Here is a 20,391-nt window from a genome sequence, read left to right as displayed (position 1 = left end):
GCTTGCTTTGCCAATGCTATGGCCGTGGCGCTCAGCTCGAGGGCTCAGCAGTAAGTAACGCATAATTATTTGACTGTGATTAATAACAAGCAGTTGGATCTGTAAACGTTACTTTGTTGTAGCGGTTAAAAGTCACCAGCTTGGATTACAGCTTTACAAGGTAGCGCATACCTTAAGTGAAAACTGCACAAGCTCAGCATTAATGCCGCATTCAAAGGGTAAATCTCGCTTGCAATTTCACTAAAATATCGGTATACCTGTTAGCCTTTGAAAGTATAGATGGCTAAAAACGCAGATAAAAGCACGCTACAACTAGCTCTTCTTTTAACACTGCCGCACGGTTTTCACCGTAGCATCACAAATAAAAATCAGAATAATAATTCAAAAATAGTAAATATTTATTTTTTCAGGATAAGTTTGGAGGCGTGTCATGGCGTTATATCAGCATAGTCAGGCAAGAGAGAACTGTGGCTTTGGGCTGATTGCGCACCTAGAGGGTGTCGCCAGTCACCGCATTGTGAGAACAGCTATCAATGGTCTGGATCGCATGCAACATCGCGGCGGTATTTCTGCCGACGGTAAAACCGGCGATGGTTGCGGCCTATTAATGCAAAAACCCGACAGTTTCTTTCGGGCGATAGCAGAAGAAAATCAGTGGAACCTGGCCAAAAAATATGGCGTAGGGATGATCTTTTTAAGCGCAGATCCGGTTAAAGCGGCCTTTGCTAAAGACATTATCAACAAAGAAATTGCCCGTGAAACACTCACTTTAGTGGCATGGCGCACCGTACCTGTTGATGCCAATGTGCTCGGCCCTTTGGCCTTGAGCTCCATGCCAAAAATTGAACAAGTGATCGTTAATGCACCACATGGCTGGGGTGATCACGATTTAGAACGCCGTCTTTACATGGTTCGTCGCCGGGTTGAACAACAACTGGTTGAAGATGACGATTTTTATATCCCCAGCTTCTCTTCACTGGTCACGGTGTTTAAAGGCTTGATGATGCCGGCAGACTTGCCAAAGTATTATCTCGACTTAGCCGATATTCGCATGGAAACCGCCATTTGCGTGTTCCACCAACGTTTTTCTACCAATACCATGCCGCGCTGGAAGTTAGCACAGCCTTTCCGTTTCTTAGCGCACAATGGCGAAATAAATACCATCACGGGTAACCGGCAGTGGGCTCGTGCTCGGCAATACAAATTTGCCTCGCCACTGTTACCTGACTTATTAGATGCAGCGCCCTTTGTCGGCCAAACAGGCTCAGACTCAAGCTCGCTAGACAATCAGCTTGAGTTGCTACTTGCCGGCGGTATGGACTTATTCCGTGCGATGCGTTTACTCGTGCCGCCTGCTTGGCAGGGTAATAAGGTGATGGATGATAATCTTAAAGCCTTTTACGAATTTAACTCCATGCATATGGAGCCATGGGATGGACCAGCGGGTATCGTGTTAACCAATGGCCAGCATGTGGCGTGTAACCTGGATCGAAATGGCCTGCGCCCTGCTCGCTTTGTGATCACGCGCGACAAATTAATTACCTTGGCTTCTGAAGTAGGTATTTGGGACTACACCCCAGACGAAGTGGTGGAAAAAGGTCGAGTTGGCCCAGGCGAAATGCTGGCAATCGACACCATTAATGGCAAGATCTGGCGCTCAGATGAAATCGATTTAGATTTAATGCAACGTCACCCCTATCGCAGTTGGTTAACCGAAAACGTGCAGCGGCTGGTGCCTTATGAGCAGTATGAAACAGACTTAATTGGTAAGCGGGCCTTTACTGACGATGAAATGTTGGTGATGCATAAACTGTTTAACTACAGTTATGAAGAAATCGACCAAGTGATGACGGTGTTAGCTAAAGATGGTCAAGAAGCCGTTGGCTCTATGGGTGATGATACGCCAATGGCCGTGTTGTCGCGCAAGCCACGCACCATGTTTGATTATTTCCGCCAGCAGTTTGCGCAGGTGACTAACCCACCTATCGATCCGTTACGTGAATCGCATGTGATGTCATTAGCGACCAGTATTGGTCGAGAGCACAATGTGTTCAGAGAAACTGCCGGTTATGCACGGCGCATCCAGTTTGAATCTCCGATACTGATGTATTCAGATTTAAAACAACTGAAACAAGCCGACGATAAATATTATCGCCATCAAATTTTCTCGCTAAATTTTGATCCTGCCAAGCTAAGCTTGCAGCAAGCCGTGACCAATTTGTGCCAAGACATTGTTACCGCGGTGCGTGAGCAGCAAGTGGTTTTGGTGATTCTAACCGATCGCCGGATCAGCCAAGAATTATTGCCCATCCCCGCAGCCATGGCGGTCGGTGCCGTGCAACAAGCTTTGGTGAATGCACAGTTACGTTGTGACTCGAACATCATCATTGAAACTGCCGCAGCCCGTGATTCTCACCACTTCGCGGTATTAATTGGTTTAGGCGCGACGGCCATTTACCCGTTTTTAGCCTACGAAACCGTTGAACAGCTGGTTGAGAAAGGTAATGTGGCGCTAAGTGCACGTCAGGCGGTGTTGAATTACCGTAAAGGGATCAACAAAGGCTTGTATAAAATCATGTCGAAAATGGGGATCTCTACGGTAGCAAGCTACCGTTGTTCAAACCTATTTGAAGCCGTGGGCATTCATGCCGAAGTGGTACAACAATGCTTTGCTGATATTTCTTCACGCATCAGTGGTGCAAGTTTTGCCGACTTCCAGCAAGATGCGCAACAACTGGCAAATATCGCTTGGTTAAAACGTAAACCGATGAATCATGGTGGCTTACTAAAATATGTACACGATGGTGAATACCATGCTTACAACCCTGATGTGGTGCAGACACTACAAAAGGCTGTGCGCAGTGGCGATTACAAAGAATATCAACAGTACAGTGCCTTAGTTAATCAGCGGCCGATCGCGCATATTCGCGATTTATTTCAACTAAAACAGGTAGCAACACCGCTGCCATTAGCCGAAGTTGCCGCTGCAGAACACCTATATCCTCGCTTTGATAGTGCGGCAATGTCAATTGGCGCTTTAAGCCCAGAAGCGCATGAAGCCTTAGCGATTGCCATGAACCGTTTAGGCGGTCGTTCTAATTCTGGCGAAGGCGGTGAAGATCCACGGCGTTTCGGTACAGAAAAGAACTCGAAAATTAAGCAAGTCGCGTCCGGTCGTTTTGGTGTCACTCCGCATTACTTAGTCAATGCCGAAGTTATTCAAATCAAGGTTGCGCAAGGTGCTAAGCCGGGTGAAGGTGGTCAGCTGCCGGGCGAAAAAGTCACTGCCGAAATTGCCCGTTTACGTTATTCGGTTCCGGGCGTGACGTTAATTTCGCCCCCTCCGCACCATGACATCTACTCGATTGAAGATTTAGCGCAGCTTATTTTCGATTTAAAACAAGTTAATCCACAAGCGCTGATCTCGGTTAAATTGGTATCAGAGCCTGGCATCGGTACTATTGCCACCGGTGTGGCGAAAGCCTATGCCGATTTAATTACTGTTTCTGGCTATGACGGCGGCACGGGCGCTAGCCCACTGACCTCAGTAAAATATGCCGGTAGTCCATGGGAGCTGGGTTTAGCAGAAGTTCATCAAGCGTTAGTGGATAACGGTTTACGGGATCGAGTGCGCTTACAAGTTGATGGCGGCCTAAAAACCGGCTTAGACGTGGTTAAAGCGGCCATCTTAGGCGCTGAAAGCTTCGGTTTTGGTACTGGGCCAATGGTGGCGCTGGGCTGTAAATTCCTGCGGATCTGTCACTTAAACAACTGTGCTACGGGTGTGGCCACTCAAGATGCCACGCTACGCCGTGATCACTTTAATGGCTTACCGGAAATGGTGATGAACTATTTCACATTCTTAGCCCAAGAAGTTCGTGAACTGATGGCGAAGTTAGGGGTAACTGAACTCACTGAGCTGATTGGTCGCACTGATTTACTCGACCATAAAGCGACCGAAACACTGAAACAAAGCCGTTTAGATTTATCACCGATCCTCGAATCTAGTGGTGTGAAATCCGATAAACCGCTGTTTTGTGTACAAAACAATACGCCATTCGATCCGGGTGCGTTAAACCAGTTATTGGTTGAAAAGTGCCAGCAAATGGTCAGCCGTAAAACAGGTGGTCAATTGAACTTACCGATCCGCAATACCGATCGTTCCGTCGGCGCCGCCTTGTCAGGCTTAATTGCTCGCCAGCACGGTAATCAGGGTATGGCAACCGATCCGATCCGCGTTAAGTTTGTTGGTACTGCGGGTCAAAGCTTTGGTGTTTGGAATGCCGGTGGCTTGCATTTATCTTTGCAAGGCGATGCCAACGATTATGTCGGCAAAGGCATGACCGGTGGTCAAATTGCCATCTTCCCAGCAAAAGGCGCCAGCTTTGCTAGAAACGGTTTTACCATTGCCGGTAATACTTGCTTATACGGTGCGACGGGTGGCCGTTTATATGCCGCAGGTCAGGTAGGTGAACGTTTCGCGGTGCGTAATTCGGGTGCCCTGGCAGTAGTCGAAGGGACAGGCGATAACTGCTGTGAATATATGACAGGCGGTGTTGTGGTGGTTCTTGGTTGCACCGGCGTGAACTTTGGCGCAGGTATGACTGGTGGTTTCGCCTATTTGTTAGATGAGCAAGATGATTTAGCGTTACGCTTAAATGCCGAATTGGTTGAAGCCCTCGAGGTCGAAACACCGATCCTGCAAGAACATTTGCGCAGCTTGTTACATCAACATGTTGAAGAAACGGGCAGTGACAAAGCGCAGCGTATTTTAAATGATTTTACGCATTATTTACCGAAGTTTAAGCTGGTTAAACCTAAAACCAGCGATGTAAATACCTTGCTTGGACACCGCGCTCGCTCTTCAGCAGAGCTGCGTGTGCAAGCGATGTAAGGGAGACGTTATGGCTCAGAATGTATACCAATTTATTGACGTAAAACGGATTGATCCGCCAAAACGCTCACTAACAGAAAGAACAATTGAGTTCGTTGAAATTTATCAGCCACTGACCGCCACTCAGGCAGAGGGTCAGGCTGACCGCTGCTTAGATTGCGGTAACCCCTACTGCGAATGGAAGTGCCCCGTGCATAACTATATTCCGCAGTGGTTGAAGCTGGCTAACGAGGGCAAAATTGTTGAAGCGGCAGAATTGGCGCATAAAACCAACAGCTTGCCTGAAGTGTGCGGCCGTGTTTGCCCACAAGACCGTTTATGTGAAGGCGCTTGTACCTTGGATGAAGGTTTTGGTGCAGTAACTATCGGCAGTATTGAGAAATATATTACCGATAAAGCCTTTGCGATGGGCTGGCGACCCGATTTATCGGCGGTAGTTAAAACCGATAAGAAAGTCGCGGTTATTGGTGCAGGCCCGGCGGGTTTAGCCTGTGCAGATGTGTTAGTTCGCAATGGTGTTAGCCCGGTGGTATTTGATCGTTATCCTGAGATTGGCGGCCTACTAACCTTTGGTATTCCGCCGTTTAAGCTGGAAAAAAGCGTATTACAACTGCGCCGTGAAATTTTCAGCGAAATGGGTATCGAGTTTAGGCTTAATACCACTGTCGGCGTAGATGTTAGCTTCGACAGCTTACTGGATGAATACGATGCGGTTTTCTTAGCCTTAGGCACCTACACCCCAATGAAAGGTGGCTTACTGAATGAAGACGCCGCTGGCGTTTATGAAGCCTTGCCATTTTTAATTGGTAATGTGAATAACCTTATGGGTTGGCAAACCGAGCATCCATTTGTCAGCTTAAAAGACAAAACAGTCGTGGTATTAGGGGGCGGTGATACGGCGATGGACTGTGTTCGCACTTCGATCCGCCAAGGCGCGCATAAAGTCAGTTGTGCTTATCGCCGCGATGAAGCCAATATGCCGGGGTCACGCAAAGAAGTACAAAATGCCCGCGAAGAGGGTGTTGAGTTCTTATTTAATTTACAACCTTTGGGTATTGAGTTAAACGATGCGGGCCAAGTGTGTGGTGTTAAAGTGATCAGCACACAATTAGGTGAGCCAGATGCCAAAGGGCGTCGCAGTGCCGAGCCGGTGCCAGGTTCAGAACAGATACTCCCCGCCGATGCGGTGGTAATCGCTTTTGGTTTTCAACCAAGCCCACCAAAATGGTTAGTTGATATGGGTATCGCCTTGGATAACAAAGGCCGTGTCGTCGCCAGTGAGCAAAGCCCTTATGCCTTACAAACCAACCAGCAAAAAGTGTTTGCCGGTGGTGATATGGTATTAGGCTCTGATCTGGTCGTTACGGCTATTGCCCAAGGTCGTAAAGCGGCAGAAGGTATTTTGGATTACTTAGAAGTATAATCAAAAACTATTGTAAAACTCTGTTTTAATTCAAAATTTAGCCCGCCTTGCGGGCTGAATTTTCTTTAAACTAGCTAATTAACTCATGCCCTTTTTTTAGCGGCAACGGCAAAACCAATTTCAAGAAAAAACAATTTGCTGCTTGACAGTTTTCAGCAAGCGCAGTATTTCTATTGGTGTAATAGACGATAAATTCAATAAACTGAACTTATTTTCTGGTTTTTTGAAAAGCGTACAATTTATTAACCCTATTTTAAGTAGCGATATGTTAAAAAAAGCCATCCAGCTCGGTTCATATCACTACTCGTCATACTACCTCTCGGAGTGGTTTAACGAGTAGAAATGTAACAGGTTACATTTTGCCAGACGTTTTACGTTTGCCTTGTAATGTCGCCTGCCTTTCTGCTTGTTGCCAGTTAGCAACACCTAACAAATAACTCTAAAAGCAATATGAAGCTATCAGCTGCATTGATGTGTCATGCCTCTAACAGGTTGACCTTTTGTCGATGTCAGTGCAGCTGAATATCCCAGGGGTATAAAATTATGTCACATTACACAACACTCTCTCTAGCTGTAGCAGCCGCCCTAGTTTTAAATTTTCAAACACATGCACAGCAAATTACTGAACAAAACAGCACTACCGAAACAGAACCAGAGCGAATTGCCGTTACCGGATCACGCATTAAAGGTGTAGATTTAGAAGGTGCTCAGCCACTTGTAGTATTATCAGCCGAAGATATTAAAAATTCGGGCGCTAGCTCACTTTACGAGTTGCTAAAAGATCTAGGCCAGTTACGAGGTGGTAGCGGTACCTTCTCCACATCAGAAAGTGGTGCAACCTCTACCGCAACGCCAGCAGGTCAATCAGCTGCTTCACTGCGTGGTTTAGGTCCAGCCTCAACCCTAACTTTAATTAACGGTCGCCGGGTTGCCGCGTCATCTTTTGCCGCTGGGACCCAGAACTTTGTTGATATTAATAGCATTCCGTTAGCGGCCATTGAACGAGTAGAAATTCTTGCTACCGGCGCTTCGGCCATCTACGGTGCCGATGCCGTAGCCGGTGTTATCAACTATATTCTGAAAAAAGACTATGAAAAAGCCGAGGTCAATTTATCTTACGGCAATAGCACAGCTTCCAGTGATGAAGGCACCACTAACCTTAATCTTATTTGGGGCCAACAATTAGCAGGTGGAAATCTAACGCTATTTGCTGATTTTTATGATCGCAATACATTCCGTGCTACTGACCGCAGTTTTAGCCGCGATCCCCTATTAAAAAGTAACTATTCTTATCTGCCCAAAGGTACCCCAAATATCTATTATTTCTCAACGGCAAGTGGCAATGAAATTGCGACCCCAGACTGCGCCACGCCATTGGTGACTACCGAATTTGGTGAGCAAATTTGTTCTTACTATCCCAATGAAGACGATGTTTTGCGAAGCCCAATTGAAAGTGCTGCTGTTGGCTTAATGTTTAACAAAGCGCTCTCCCAAAATCTAAACTGGCAGACAGATTTATTCTACACCCGCACTAAATCCAGCGCCGTTTCTAGCCCAGCTCCCATCAATCAGTTAAATGATGCAGAAGGCGCCTGGGTGCCAGAAAATGCCCTGGATATTTTTCCTGGCACCACACGCGACAATAACTTTATCTATTTTGGCGACGATGAAATCTATCTGGACCCATTTTTCTCACCCACCGGTCGCCGTTTATTCGGTTTTCAGTTTGATGCCCGTTTTAATACTCCAAGAACGGTGGAAAATACAACTGAGGCGCTGCGTTTAGTTTCTGGTTTATCGGGTACTTATCGTGACTGGGATTGGGAAAGTGCGATACTCCTTTCGCGCTCTAAATCAACACAAGAAGCGTTAGCCGGTATTTATAATCGCTACAAATACCATGCGGCTATTGCTGGTGAGCTTTGCTCTGATGGCAGTATTGCCAGTAGGGATGGCAACAGCTTAAGCTGCAATAGCGGTGCTAACCTGGCCGGTAGCTATAATCCATTTTTGCAAAATGATGCCGCCAATGAAGCACGATTGGCGCTGGCGCAAGAAGTGCCAACCCGTGATGGCTTAAGTACGTTATACGGTTGGGATGCACGTGTTAGCGGCGATCTGTTTGAGTTTAATGATCAATTAGTACGTGCTGCCTTTGGTGCTGAACTACGCCGCGAAAAAATTACCGATGAGCCTTCTTTAAATGCACAAGCGCGTTTCGAAAATGACTATCTGGTTGATGTCTTTGGTTTTGGTTCCAGTTTATCTAAAGCCAGCCGTAACCAGGCAGCAATATTTGGTGAAATTTATCTGCCGTTAAATGAGCAAGTAGAAATGCTAGCTGCCGGGCGTTACGATCACTACAACGATTTTGGCGGTACTTTTAATCCGAAAATTGGCTTTACCTACCGCCCAACCGATGAACTGGTAATGCGCGCGTCCTGGGCAAGCTCTTTCCGAGCGCCATCGTTAACTCAAGCAGGGGTAAAACTGCGTACCACTACCGCCCGATATGATTGTTCAGCCAATGAGCTGGTAAACCAATTCTACTGTGGTGGCCTAGGCGGTACAGGTACAGTCAACGTGTTAGAGTTAGGCAATCCTGATCTAGAGGCGGAAACCTCTGAATCGTTAAGCCTTGGTTTTGGTTATAGCCCAACACGTAACACTACTCTTACCGTCGACTATTGGCAGTTTGATCATAAAAAGCTGGTTGACACCGATTTAACTGCCGCAATGTCTCGCAGTATTAATGACGTTACGCAACGTCACTGTGGTTTAGTCCCTGATGGTCAAACCGGTATTTCGTTAAATCCTAACTTAGCTGTAGGCCGTGATCGTTTTAATATTTGCCAGGTTCTCGATGGCCAGGGCCGCAATCTGACGAATGCCAACGCTAATATGCAAGAGATCCTAAGCAACTGGGTAAACAGCACCCCTGCCCGTGTTACCAGCCTACCGTTACAACGTGACCATGTCATTTTACTGGATAACGTAGGTCGCCAGCAGGTTAAAGGTATTGATACCCGCTTAAGCCACACCTTTGAATTTAATACCGGCAAACTTGGTTTAGATTTAGATTGGACGCACTATCTGTCTTTTGAACGTAATAAAGCAGGCTCCGATGAAATCGAGTCTCTGGTAGGCACTTACCGCTATCCACGTAATATTGCTAATTTTCGTGTATCTTGGCGTGCCGATAACTTTAGCTCAGGCTTAAGCGCCAATTACACAGCTTCATATGCTGATGACATTAGCCGCTTACGTTTGCGTAATCTGGACGAAATGGCAGAGCTTGGTGCCTTAGATGAAAATGGTGAGCGTGATGTGTCGTCATGGACAACCTTACGTGGTTATCTGGGTTACGATTTTGAAAACGCCACGGTCACCTTCAGTGTTGATAATTTGTTAGACCGCGATCCACCAAAGGTTTATGGTGCAAGCCGTGGGGTCGATACGATTAATCACAATGCCCTGGGAAGAAATTATCGCTTATCCTTTAGTTACTTCTTCTAAGAATGCTGGCTGCCGGCTAACACCGGCAGCCAACTGCACAGGTTAACGTTATGACTAACTCAACGAAACAACCGGCGAGCATGCCAGATGCCTTTATCATCCTGTTTTTTGTGATGATACTGGCTGCTATTGCCTCGCACCTGGTACCTGCTGGCAGCTTTAGCCTAACGGAAGTGGCAGCTGAAACAACGGGCGCGGTAAAAACCAAAGGCAAGCTGGATCCTGACAGCTTTCACTTTGCCAATGATAACCATAGGGGTGTACCGCTATTTGCTGAAGGCGGCGGTGTGGGCTTTTTCAATTATGCCTTTGAAGGCATGGTATCAGGTTCGAAGTGGGGCTCGGCGGTAGGCGTAATTGCCTTTATCCTGCTCACCGGCGGTGCCTTCGGCATCATTATGAAAACCGGTGCTATCCATAACGGCATTCTGGCGCTTATTGAAAAAACCAAAGGTACGGAATTTTTGTTTATCCCCCTCATGTTTGGCTTATTTTCACTCGGTGGTGCTGTTTTTGGGATGGGCGAAGAAGCTATCGCCTTTTGTATTATCCTACTGCCGCTGATGCTGGCACTGGGTTACGATGCCATCACCACAGTACTAGTAACTTACGTTGCCACGCAAATTGGCTTTGCCACTTCTTGGATGAACCCCTTTAATGTGGCTATAGCGCAAGGTATTGCAGAAATTCCTCTTCTCTCCGGTGCCAACCTAAGATATTGGATGTGGGGAATTTTTACTCTTTTTGGTATTATCTACACCATGCGCTATGGCGCTAAAGTAAAGTCAGATCCAACTCGCTCCCTTAGCTATGAAACCGATCAGCGGTTGCGTCAACAACAAGACGCCACGGTGACTAACGAGTATAGTAGCTTGGATAGCCTGATCTTAACGGTGTTCTTTTTGGGGCTCGCGTGGATCATCTGGGGCGTCACCAGCCGCGAATACTATATTCCAGAAATTGCTAGCCAGTTTTTCACCATTGGTATTGTTATCGGAACCATTGCCGTATTGGGTAAACGCTTCAGGGTAAACGATGCTGCAGACGGCTTTAAGCAAGGTGCTGCTGAGTTGTTGCCTGCCGCATTGATTGTCGGCATGGCTAAAGGCATAGTATTGATTTTAGGAGGCGATGATCCAGAATCACCTTCGGTGCTCAATACCTTACTGTTTTACTCAGGTCAGGCACTGGGCGATTTGCCCGCCTGGCTTTCTGCCTGGCTAATGCTAGTGATGCAGTCGGTGTTTAATTTCTTTGTTGCTTCAGGCTCAGGTCAGGCTGCACTGACTATGCCGCTAATTGCACCTTTAGCCGATATGCTCGGCTTGTCCCGGCAAATTGCCGTGTTGGCATTTCAATTAGGCGATGGCTTAACCAACTGCATCATTCCAACTTCCGCCGCCTTAATTGGCTGCCTGGGTGTAGTGCGGGTAGATTGGACAATTTGGTTGAAGTTTGCTTGGAAATTACAACTCTGCTTATTTGCGTTGGCTAGCCTGTTTATGTTGCTGGCTGTAGCCATAAATTATCAATAACGAGGTTCTCTTGGAACATATTATTCTCATTAAAGGTGCCCGTGTCTTCGCCCCTGCTGCGCTAGGTATTAAAGACGTACTTATTGCCGGTAACAGCATTGCGGCAATAAGTGACAACTTAGCAGTAAACAACAGCACCCTGCCCATTACCGTTATTGATGGTAGCGGTAAAATCTTAGCACCTGGTTTTGTTGATTCACTCGTGCACTATATTGGCGGCGGTGGCGAAGGCGGCTTTGCCACCCGCACCCCGGAAATGCAACTAACCGATGCTACGCTCGCAGGTGTAACCACGGCAATTGGCGTACTGGGCACGGACGCCACAACCCGCACCCTAACCAATTTATTAGCCAAAGCCCACGCGCTGGAAACTGAGGGCATCAGTACTTATTGCCACACTGGCTCTTATGAAATACCTTGCAGAACGGTGACAGGCAATATTACCGATGACTTAATTTTAATTGATAAAATTATTGGTGTTGGCGAAATAGCCATTAGCGATCATCGCTCATCACAGCCAACCACGAGCGAACTACGTAAAGTTGCTGCAGCTGCCAGAGTCGGGGGTATGCTGGCTGGAAAAGGCGGTACCGTAAGTGTGCATGTAGGCAGTGGTGACAGCTTGTTACAACCGCTCTTCGCGGCTGTAAAAGACACTGAACTTAGCCTTAAACAGTTTTACCCTACGCATATTAATCGCAACATAGCCCTGTTTAATGCAGGCTTAGAGTTTGCCCGCGCAGGCGGTGTTATAGATTTTACCACCAGCACCACAGAGTATGATCTCAAGCATGGCGAAGTTGCAGCGGCAGAAGCCCTCAGCCAAGCATTACGAGCAGGCATTCCTGCCATGCAATTAACCATGAGTTCCGATGGTAACGCCAGCTTGCCGGTATATAGCCAAAACGGCGAACTACTTGGCTTAGAAGTTGGGCAAGTAAATAGCTTGCTTCGAGCGTTGCAAACGGCAGTGCTTAAGCTTGACGTTAATTTAAGTGATGCCTTAACCAGTGTCACCGCCGCTCCTGCTCAAATTCTGGGTTTAAAGCAAAAAGGCCAGCTTGCAGTTGGCAAAGATGCTGATATGCTGCTACTGAATTCTCAAAGTTTAAGTATCGATACTGTTATCGCTAAAGGCCGCCGCTTAGTAAGCGCAGGCAAACCTGTAGTATATGGTACTTTTGAAAAACCGCAGCAGTGCACAACAGGAGGTTAAATGCGTTTTTCTTGCATATCATTATTTATAACCCACAGCCTGCTATACCTGCCAATGTTACTCTGTGCAGTGGCCATTGGTCAGGAGCAAGATTTACCCGCAAGTACAACGCCACTTTCAGCACAGCAGACTATATTATTGCCTGACGCCGACTATGATTTGATGCTGGTGGGTGGTGGCTTGGCAACCTGCAGTTCTATGTCAAAAAAAAGCTGTAGTGACCAAACTCAATTTAGCAAACTGGCTAAAACCAGTAATGCCTACTTAATACATCCAACGACAGTGCAGCTATTCTCCGGCGCAGAGCTGTTCACTGCAGAGCGTGCGTCGCTGCAACAACAGCTGGTAACCCTGTTTAATAACCTAACCGAAGTTCAAGGTAAACTGCTCACCGAATCGCAACTTATTGAACAATGGCGCAGTTTTCAAGCAACCGAGGTTTTACCCTCTAGCGGTGAAGAACTCTGGCAGCAATTATCGGACCGAGAGCTAAATGCTGTGTTGGATTTCTTGGAAGTGCCAACCCTAAGTGCAGATGGTAAATACCGTTTAACCGAGCAAGTCGATTTAGCTGAAACAACAGATTTCGAATCGGCTGAGTTGTATCGTCAGTTTGTACAACTGGCAACCAAAAAAGCTCAGGCTAAAGGGCGTCAACAAGCTAAAGTATTAGTTGTTACTGCTTCATCACGTGATCCTTTTGCTGCAGTAGATTTCTACCTAGATGCCTTTCGCCAAGCGGGTGCAGCTGCACAGTGGTTACCTTTAACCGCCGCACTGCAACATGCTATTACCGATAAAAACTGTGTGGCCTTGCCACAATATTTGGCAAATATTCATGGTAGCTATCGTAGAGAGCAGATCTATGCTGATCTCTTTAACCTTAAACAGCAACTATGCAAACAAGGTAGCAGTGCTATTGTCGCCATGATTGCTGACGCAGATGGAATTTTCTTTAATGGTGGCGATCAGAGCCTCACTTACCAAGCACTTCGGCATAATGATGGTAGTGCTAGCGCAGAGCTATTAGCCATACTCGAAGCCGTTAAACAAAAACGCTTGTTAGTTGGTGGTACCAGTGCCGGTACCGCCGTCATGAGTGGCAGCCAATTCTTCACCATTAATACGCCAAGCCACGCTGTACCGATGATTAGCAACGGCGACAGTTACCACGCACTGCAATACGGCGCGAAAGCCGCTATAGCTCCCTGGCCAGGTTGCCGCAAAGAACAGCGTTGCCCTGATGATATGAGTGAGCGCCAGCTAACTTATACAGCAACAGGCGGGTTAGGCTTGTTTCCGCTAGGCATTTTAGATACCCACTTTGCCGAACGCGGCCGTCAGGCTCGCTTGTTGGTATTGCAGCAAGCCTCGCAAACTAAGCTAGCATTTGGTATAGATGAGGCAACTGCCTTATTAGTCGATCTCAGCATGCAGGCAGAGGGTATAGTGCAACTAAAAGCCAGTGGCGCTGCCGAGGTTTATATCAGTGAATTACTACCTGAATCTTCACCAGCGCAACTGTTGGCTAACACGTACAGTATGAGTGCGGGCGATACCGTTATTTGGCAACAAGGTAATATAACGTTGATACCGACTGAGGATAAAACTAAGTTAGTTAATAGTGCCGAACCTTTACAAAGCAAAAGCCCGCTGTTTAGCCGAGACTATTACCGTAGCTTAAGCCACTCACTTTGCCTCAGTAACTTTAATGCAGCAACGGTAAGTGAACCCCCATATTTAATCAGATTAAGCAAAGTAGATAGCTGCTATCAGTCTGCTGACAGCAAACTAAGTGCAAAACAAAGATTGCGCATTATTACGGAGCAGTAATAAACCTCCGCTACCAGATTAAGTAAATTGCTAAGCCGCAGTTATATTGCTGCGGCTTTTTTTAGTTGTTTCGACAAGAATGACTTGACGTTAACACCAAAGATCAGCAAGTGGTTTTATTTGAGGACTGAAAATAAATTACTGCGCTGATCAGTCCAATACACCGCAGGTCGTAACGGTCGTGGCCAATTTTTAGCATGCTGCTGAATAATGGCTTGCGCTAAAAACCGCTGATTGCGACTTAAGAGCACCCACTCTGTCGCCGCTGGGTTTTGTGCATCAGCCGCAGTGGGTAAAAATAGCGCTTGTAAACCAAGCTGGGCTGCATGATTACGCAGCACACTGCTTAGATCTAAATAGTTATTCGAGATATGCACTAACAACACGCCATCTGGCATTAAGTGCTGCCAATACAATGCCATCGCCTCTGCAGTAAGCAAATGCACCGGAATAGCATCACTGCTAAAGGCATCTAACACCAATAGGTCAAACTGCTGACTGCCGCTGTTTTGCCATTGCTCTGCTAGCACCTGACGGGCATCACCTAATATCACCTGCGGCTTGGCAGCACTGTTCGCTAAATAACTAAAATGCTGCTGCGCTGCACTAATTACTGCAGGATTGATTTCGTAAAACTGGTAATCATCACCCGCTTGGCCATAAGCGGCTAAAGCCCCCGCACCCAGACCGACCAAACCGACTTTGCGCCCTTGCAACTGCGCCGCGGTGCGGCTGGGATCGGCCGGTAAAAAATGCTGCAGCGCTAAGGCCACGCCGGTGCCTGCCCGATAATAACTTAGTGGCTGCTGTGCTTGTTCAACCGCTAAATACTGAGCTCCATGACTGGTGGTGCCATCAATGAGCTGACGTTGCCACTGTCCGGCAACATTGGCATCGCGCACGGTTAAGCTGCCATAAAAGTTTCGACTTTTACTGACATCATGCTGCCCAAGCCACGATTCCGCCGACCAAAACACGCCCATAAACAACACACCTGAACATAACGCTAGCGCGGTTTGCCAACGCGCTTGTTGTCGCCAGTTAACTAACGTGACCAGCCATAAAATGGCCAGTAACACCAACGGGAACTCCCAATACTTTGTGAAGATAACAGGCGCCAGTAAATTGACCAGTACGCCACCGAGCATACCACCGGCCGCCAGCACTAAATAAAAAGCCGTTAAAGCACCGTGTGCCGGTTTGCTGCGCGCCAGCTCACCATGGCAAAGCATGCAGCCGCTAAATAACAACAGCAAATAAAGTAATAATTGCGAATACAAATCAAACTGGCGGCCTAAAAAGTACAACAGCAACGCCATTAACAAGCAAATAGCAAACAAATATAGCCAAACCGAGCGCTGATACCAGCTATCACGGTTAAAGACTAAGGTGAAGCTTAATAAATACAATGCCAGCGGGATCACCCATAAAAACGGTACTGGTGGGATATTTTGGGTAATTTGCTGGGTTACCGCTAAAAGTAAAACCACACCCGCAGCCGCTAATGCTAACCAGTAGCGATAAGGCTGACCACGTAACTGTAAAGGTGCGACCGCGCCAGCTTTACGGCCTTGCAGGCTTCGCCACAGCAGCAAACTCATACTTAGGCTAAACAGCACAAACCCCATTGCCCAGCTTTGCCGCTGCAAATCTAAAGCTAAATAAGGTTCGACTAAGAACGGATAAAGCAACAGGCCAGCAAAAGAGCCTAAATTCGATAAAGCATATAACCGATAGGGTGATTTCAGCGGAAAGACACTGGCGAACCAGTATTGTAATAATGGCCCGGTTGCTGCTAACACGAAATAAGGTAACCCCACTGTACAGGTTAAGAGCCATAAAATATTCAGCAGCGGATAGGCGGTGGCAGCACTGCCACTGGGGTGAGTTAAACCCAGTAAACTACCCAGCGCCACGAGCACTAACAGAGCATGCAAGCCCCGCTGTTGTTTTAAATTAGCAAAGCGCGTCAGTAGATGAGCGTAAGCATAGCCGGCTAATAACAGTGTTTGGAAAAGTAACAGGCAAGCGGCCCACACCTGAGCGCCACCGCCAAACTGAGGCAATAACCAACGCGCCAACATCGGCTGCACTAAAAATAACAGGGTTGCACTTAATAAAATGGTCAGCGGAAACAGTGCCAAAACGAGCCCCTTGCGAAAAAAAAAGCCAAGCCTATACAAAGCAAGCCATCGCAGCAAGTACTACTCCTTTGCAAAGGTACAAAGTCACTAAATTTGTCGACTAATACCACATCGGGTAGACTTGCTCTTTTGTAGTAAGGCCCCGCGGCTCAACTGGGTGTTGCCTTACAGCACTAAACACTAAACACTAAACACTAAACAAAAATTATCACTAAGATGCGCCAAGCGCACAACAAAGGTCTTATTATGGGAAATTTTAAAGTACCGCACACCCTCACGCTACTCTTTAGCATGATGGTGCTTGCGCTAATCGCCACCTGGATTGTGCCGCAAGGCTTCTTTCAAACCGAGACACTGGCCAATGGCCGGTCTGTCGTGCAAGCAGGCACTTTTACCTTGGTGGACGAGCGTAGCTATTTATCACCTTGGCAATTATTAACCGCCATCCCACGTGCTTTTGCTTCAGCGCAAGATGTGATCTTTTTTGTGATGATTTTAGGCGGTGTGTTATCCATTGCCCGCGCTACCGGAACGGTCGACGCGCTGATCGGCCGTTTGTTAGATCGCTTTGGTACTCAACCTCAACTGCTGATTTTTATGGTGGTATTTTGCTTTGCCATGGCCTCGAGCTTTATTGGCACGGCGGGTGAATATATACCGTTTGTGTTGATTTTAGTGGCGCTGTGTAAAGCGATGCGACTCGATGCAATGACCGCAGTGGGTATGACCGTTGCCGGTTATGGTATTGGCTATGGCATTTCAGCCGTTAACCCCTTTACCTTAGTAATCGCCCAGCAAATTGCCGATATTCCTATTTTATCCGGTTGGCCGCTGCGCGCAGCGATTTTCCTTCCCTTTGTGTTAATTGGCTTTCACCATGTCTGGTCTTACTCTAAAAAAGTGCTCGCCGATCCCAACCAGTCGATGGTCAAAGATTTGCCCTGCCCGCTAGGTGACAAGGCCGCAGTCAATTATCCAGCGCTAACCTTGGCACACCGCATGGTACTGGGCAGTTTTGTGCTGACGATTGGTATCGTGGCCTACAATATTCGGGTTAACGACTGGTATTTATATGAACTGGGCGCTGCGTTTATTGCTTGGGGGCTATTTACCACATTAGTTAGCAATATTTCCGCCGACACGGCGGCCAAGAAATTTATTGAAGGCACCATGGATCTGACCACTACTGCCATCTTAATTGGCGTTGCTCGCGGTATTTCATTGATTTTAGAAGATGGTCAGGTACTGCATTCACTGGTGCATGGCATGTCGATGCCACTGTCGTATGTTGGGGCTGAAATTGCCGCCATCGGCATGCTGGTCATTCAAACGCTGTTAAACTTTTTTATCCCTTCTGGTAGTGGTCAAGCTTATGTCACCATGCCGCTGATGGTGCCGCTGGCCGATCTGTTAGAAATACCACGGCAAGTGGCGGTGTTGGCTTACCAATTTGGTGATGGCTTTTCTAATATGATTATTCCCACCAATGCGATTTTAATGGGCATTATTGGTATTGCCGGTATTCCTTATGGCCATTGGTTCCGCTTCTGCTTGCCGCTGATCTTCAAGTTAATGTTGGCATCATCCGTTGTTTTGGTTTTAGCCGTGATGTTTGATTACGGTGATGATGTGCAGCCTGAACTAAGCACGCAACAGACCACCGTGTTAGAGAACGCGGCTTAAGCAGCAACGCAGGCAAGTTAGCGTATCACTTTGCATCCGTGACGTTAACTTGCCGCCATGCAGGCTTTGTCATACAGTAACGTTATTCTATATTTTTAGGTTTCCGCTATGAAGCAAGCCCGGCAAATTGCCGAGATTATCTTAAAAGGCTTTCGCAAACACTTTCGTTTATTTCAGCAAGTCACCGGCAGAGCCTGGCAACGTTTTGAACAAGCCGATTGGCAAGCATATCAGCAAGATAGTTCTGAGCGCATCCAGTTTTACGATATACGGGTAAATGAAACCATCGCTAACCTGCAAGCCCAGTTACCTGCCGAATGCTTAAACGAACCGCTATGGCAGCAAGTGAAGCAGCATTATTTAGAATACCTGTTATTTCACCCGCAAGCCGAATTGGCTGAAACCTTCTATAATTCGGTGTTTTGTCGCTTATTTGCCCGCAAATACTTTCATAATCAAAATATCTTTGTCGAATCAACCTTAGACAAACAGCATCTACCTGCCCCTATTTCATCCGTATATGAAAGCTATTTTCCGGCACAAGCCGGCTTGAAGCAGTCTGTTCGTAATATTATTGGAGCCTTTGGTTTTAAAACGCCCTTTATCGATTTAGAGCATGATATACGCTGTATCCTGCGCAGCTTTATTGCTCAGTCGAGTCATGGTGCTTATCCGGTGCATTTAATTCGTTTAGATATTTTACGCACACCGTTTTTTCGTAATAAAGCGGCCTATATTGTTGGCCGAGTGGTCAGCCCAGAAGGACAACAACCTTTTATTATTCCGCTATTACATGACACTAAGCGCGGCCTGTACCTTGATACTCTTCTGACCGATCCTCAACAAATGAGTATCATCTTTGGCTTCTCACGCGCGTATTTTATGGTGGAGTGCCCCGTGCCCTCAGCGCTGGTGCATTTTCTACGTGAACTGCTGCCGCATAAAACCCTAGCTGAACTCTATGCCGCGATTGGCTTACATAAACAAGGCAAAACCGAGTTTTACCGAGAGCTCTTGTCACACCTCAGTCGCAGTAAAGATCAGTTTGTCGCCGCGCCAGGTACCCGGGGTATGGTGATGATGGTATTTACGCTGCCGTCTTTTCCTTATGTTTTTAAAGTGATCCGCGATAAATTTGCTGAAAGTAAGCCGTTTGACCGTGCGACCGTCAAAGCCCGCTATCAGTTAGTAAAAGGACACGACCGCGTCGGCCGGATGGCGGATACCTTAGAGTATTCCGATGTTGCCTTACCCAGAAACCGCTTTGATGCCGATTTATTAGCCGAGTTACAACACAGTATTGCCGGTTCCTTGCAGATCGAAGATGACTTAGTCGTGATTAAGCACCTGTATATCGAACGACGCATGGTGCCATTGAACTTGTATTTAGAGCAGGCCACTGATCAGCAAAAAGCCTTAATTATGGATGACTACGGCCTCGCGCTTAAAGAAATGATCGCCGCCAATATCTTTCCTGGCGATATGCTCTTGAAAAACTTTGGCGTTACGCGACATAACCGCGTGGTATTTTATGATTATGACGAAGTGCAGTATTTGTTAGATGTGAATTTTCGCTCTTTGCCCAAAACCGATAGTTTTGAAGATGCAATAAACGCAGAAGCGAATTGCTGGGCCGAGCCCGGCGATGTTTTTCCAGAACAAATTGCCACCTTTGTGACACCGCAAGCTCAGATCCGTGAGTTACTGTTTAGTCAGCATCCTGAATTATTGGATGCCGCCTATTGGCGAAAAAAGCAGTATCATATTCGCCAAGGCATTGTGGAGGATATTTTTCCTTACCCGCAGGCGATGCGCTTTAGCCAACGTTATTCCCGTTAAATTAAGCTGAGAACACTTATGTCTTTTACCATTTGGGTTGATGCTGACGCTTGCCCTACTGTGATTAAAGAAATTTTATATCGCGCTGCCGAACGTAAACAATGCCCGCTCATTCTGGTGGCCAATCAACCGCTACGGACGCCACCCTCGGCCTATATTAGTAGCCTGACCGTCAGTAAAGGTTTTGATGAAGCCGATAATGAAATAGTGCGGCGTTGCCAAGTGGACGATCTGGTGATCACGGCGGATATTCCGCTTGCTGCCGAGGTTATCGCCAAAGGCGGCTTGGCACTCAACCCTCGGGGTGA

General features: G+C 47.0%; 10 protein-coding genes. 9 read left to right on the top strand and 1 reads right to left on the bottom strand.

Annotation, left to right across the window (positions count from 1 at the left end; genetic code table 11):
- The first annotated feature begins 430 nt into the window (after nt 1-430).
- The 6 genes from gltB (at nt 431) to JAO78_RS15520 (ending at nt 14,417) form a co-directional block, all read left to right on the top strand.
- Nucleotides 431-4,894: a glutamate synthase large subunit gene (gene gltB / locus JAO78_RS15545; protein ID WP_226752288.1), complete on the top strand. Its 4,464-nt coding sequence runs from the start codon at nt 431-433 to the stop codon at nt 4,892-4,894.
- Nucleotides 4,895-4,904: 10 nt separating this feature from the next.
- A complete protein-coding gene (locus tag JAO78_RS15540) occupies nt 4,905-6,317 on the top strand; it encodes an FAD-dependent oxidoreductase (protein ID WP_226752287.1) in 1,413 nt (470 codons plus the stop codon).
- Nucleotides 6,318-6,860: 543 nt separating this feature from the next.
- Complete coding sequence (locus tag JAO78_RS15535) at nt 6,861-9,833, top strand: TonB-dependent receptor domain-containing protein (protein ID WP_226752286.1); 2,973 nt, start codon at nt 6,861-6,863, stop codon at nt 9,831-9,833.
- Between the two features lie 50 nt (nt 9,834-9,883).
- Nucleotides 9,884-11,368: a putative basic amino acid antiporter YfcC gene (gene yfcC, locus JAO78_RS15530; RefSeq protein ID WP_226752285.1), complete on the top strand. Its 1,485-nt coding sequence runs from the start codon at nt 9,884-9,886 to the stop codon at nt 11,366-11,368.
- A gap of 10 nt (nt 11,369-11,378) precedes the next feature.
- The gene (gene iadA / locus JAO78_RS15525) at nt 11,379-12,584 is read left to right on the top strand and encodes a beta-aspartyl-peptidase (RefSeq protein WP_226752284.1); all 1,206 of its coding nucleotides are present in this window, start codon (nt 11,379-11,381) and stop codon (nt 12,582-12,584) included.
- A complete protein-coding gene (locus JAO78_RS15520; protein ID WP_226752283.1) occupies nt 12,585-14,417 on the top strand; it encodes a cyanophycinase in 1,833 nt (610 codons plus the stop codon).
- 116 nt (nt 14,418-14,533) lie between these two features.
- On the opposite strand, the gene JAO78_RS15515 is transcribed toward JAO78_RS15520, so the two are convergent.
- Nucleotides 14,534-16,561: a fused MFS/spermidine synthase gene (locus tag JAO78_RS15515; protein WP_226752282.1), complete on the bottom strand. Its 2,028-nt coding sequence runs from the start codon at nt 16,559-16,561 to the stop codon at nt 14,534-14,536.
- A gap of 246 nt (nt 16,562-16,807) precedes the next feature.
- On the opposite strand from JAO78_RS15515, the gene JAO78_RS15510 reads away from it, so the two are divergent.
- The 3 genes from JAO78_RS15510 to JAO78_RS15500 form a co-directional block, all read left to right on the top strand.
- Entirely contained in the window at nt 16,808-18,244 is a 1,437-nt protein-coding gene (locus JAO78_RS15510) for a YfcC family protein (protein ID WP_226752281.1), read from the top strand.
- A gap of 108 nt (nt 18,245-18,352) precedes the next feature.
- Nucleotides 18,353-20,083: a bifunctional isocitrate dehydrogenase kinase/phosphatase gene (gene aceK, locus JAO78_RS15505; RefSeq protein WP_226752280.1), complete on the top strand. Its 1,731-nt coding sequence runs from the start codon at nt 18,353-18,355 to the stop codon at nt 20,081-20,083.
- Between the two features lie 18 nt (nt 20,084-20,101).
- The coding region (locus JAO78_RS15500; protein WP_226752279.1) for a YaiI/YqxD family protein at nt 20,102-20,391 on the top strand (290 nt) is incomplete at its 3' end.

The organism is Alishewanella maricola (assembly GCF_016343785.1).
In the GTDB taxonomy this organism is placed as follows: Bacteria; Pseudomonadota; Gammaproteobacteria; order Enterobacterales; family Alteromonadaceae; genus Alishewanella; species Alishewanella maricola.
Note: the sequence above shows the minus strand (reverse complement) of the source record. Positions and strands in the feature narration are given on the sequence as shown.

What these genes read in the sequence shown, in the direction of transcription:
- JAO78_RS15540 (WP_226752287.1), top strand. Translation starts at nt 4,905, where the DNA reads ATGGCTCAGAATGTATACCAATTTATTGACGTAAAACGGATTGATCCG.
- JAO78_RS15510 (WP_226752281.1), top strand. Translation starts at nt 16,808, where the DNA reads ATGGGAAATTTTAAAGTACCGCACACCCTCACGCTACTCTTTAGCATG.
- JAO78_RS15535 (WP_226752286.1), top strand. Translation starts at nt 6,861, where the DNA reads ATGTCACATTACACAACACTCTCTCTAGCTGTAGCAGCCGCCCTAGTT.
- JAO78_RS15520 (WP_226752283.1), top strand. Translation starts at nt 12,585, where the DNA reads ATGCGTTTTTCTTGCATATCATTATTTATAACCCACAGCCTGCTATAC.
- yfcC (WP_226752285.1), top strand. Translation starts at nt 9,884, where the DNA reads ATGACTAACTCAACGAAACAACCGGCGAGCATGCCAGATGCCTTTATC.
- aceK (WP_226752280.1), top strand. Translation starts at nt 18,353, where the DNA reads ATGAAGCAAGCCCGGCAAATTGCCGAGATTATCTTAAAAGGCTTTCGC.
- gltB (WP_226752288.1), top strand. Translation starts at nt 431, where the DNA reads ATGGCGTTATATCAGCATAGTCAGGCAAGAGAGAACTGTGGCTTTGGG.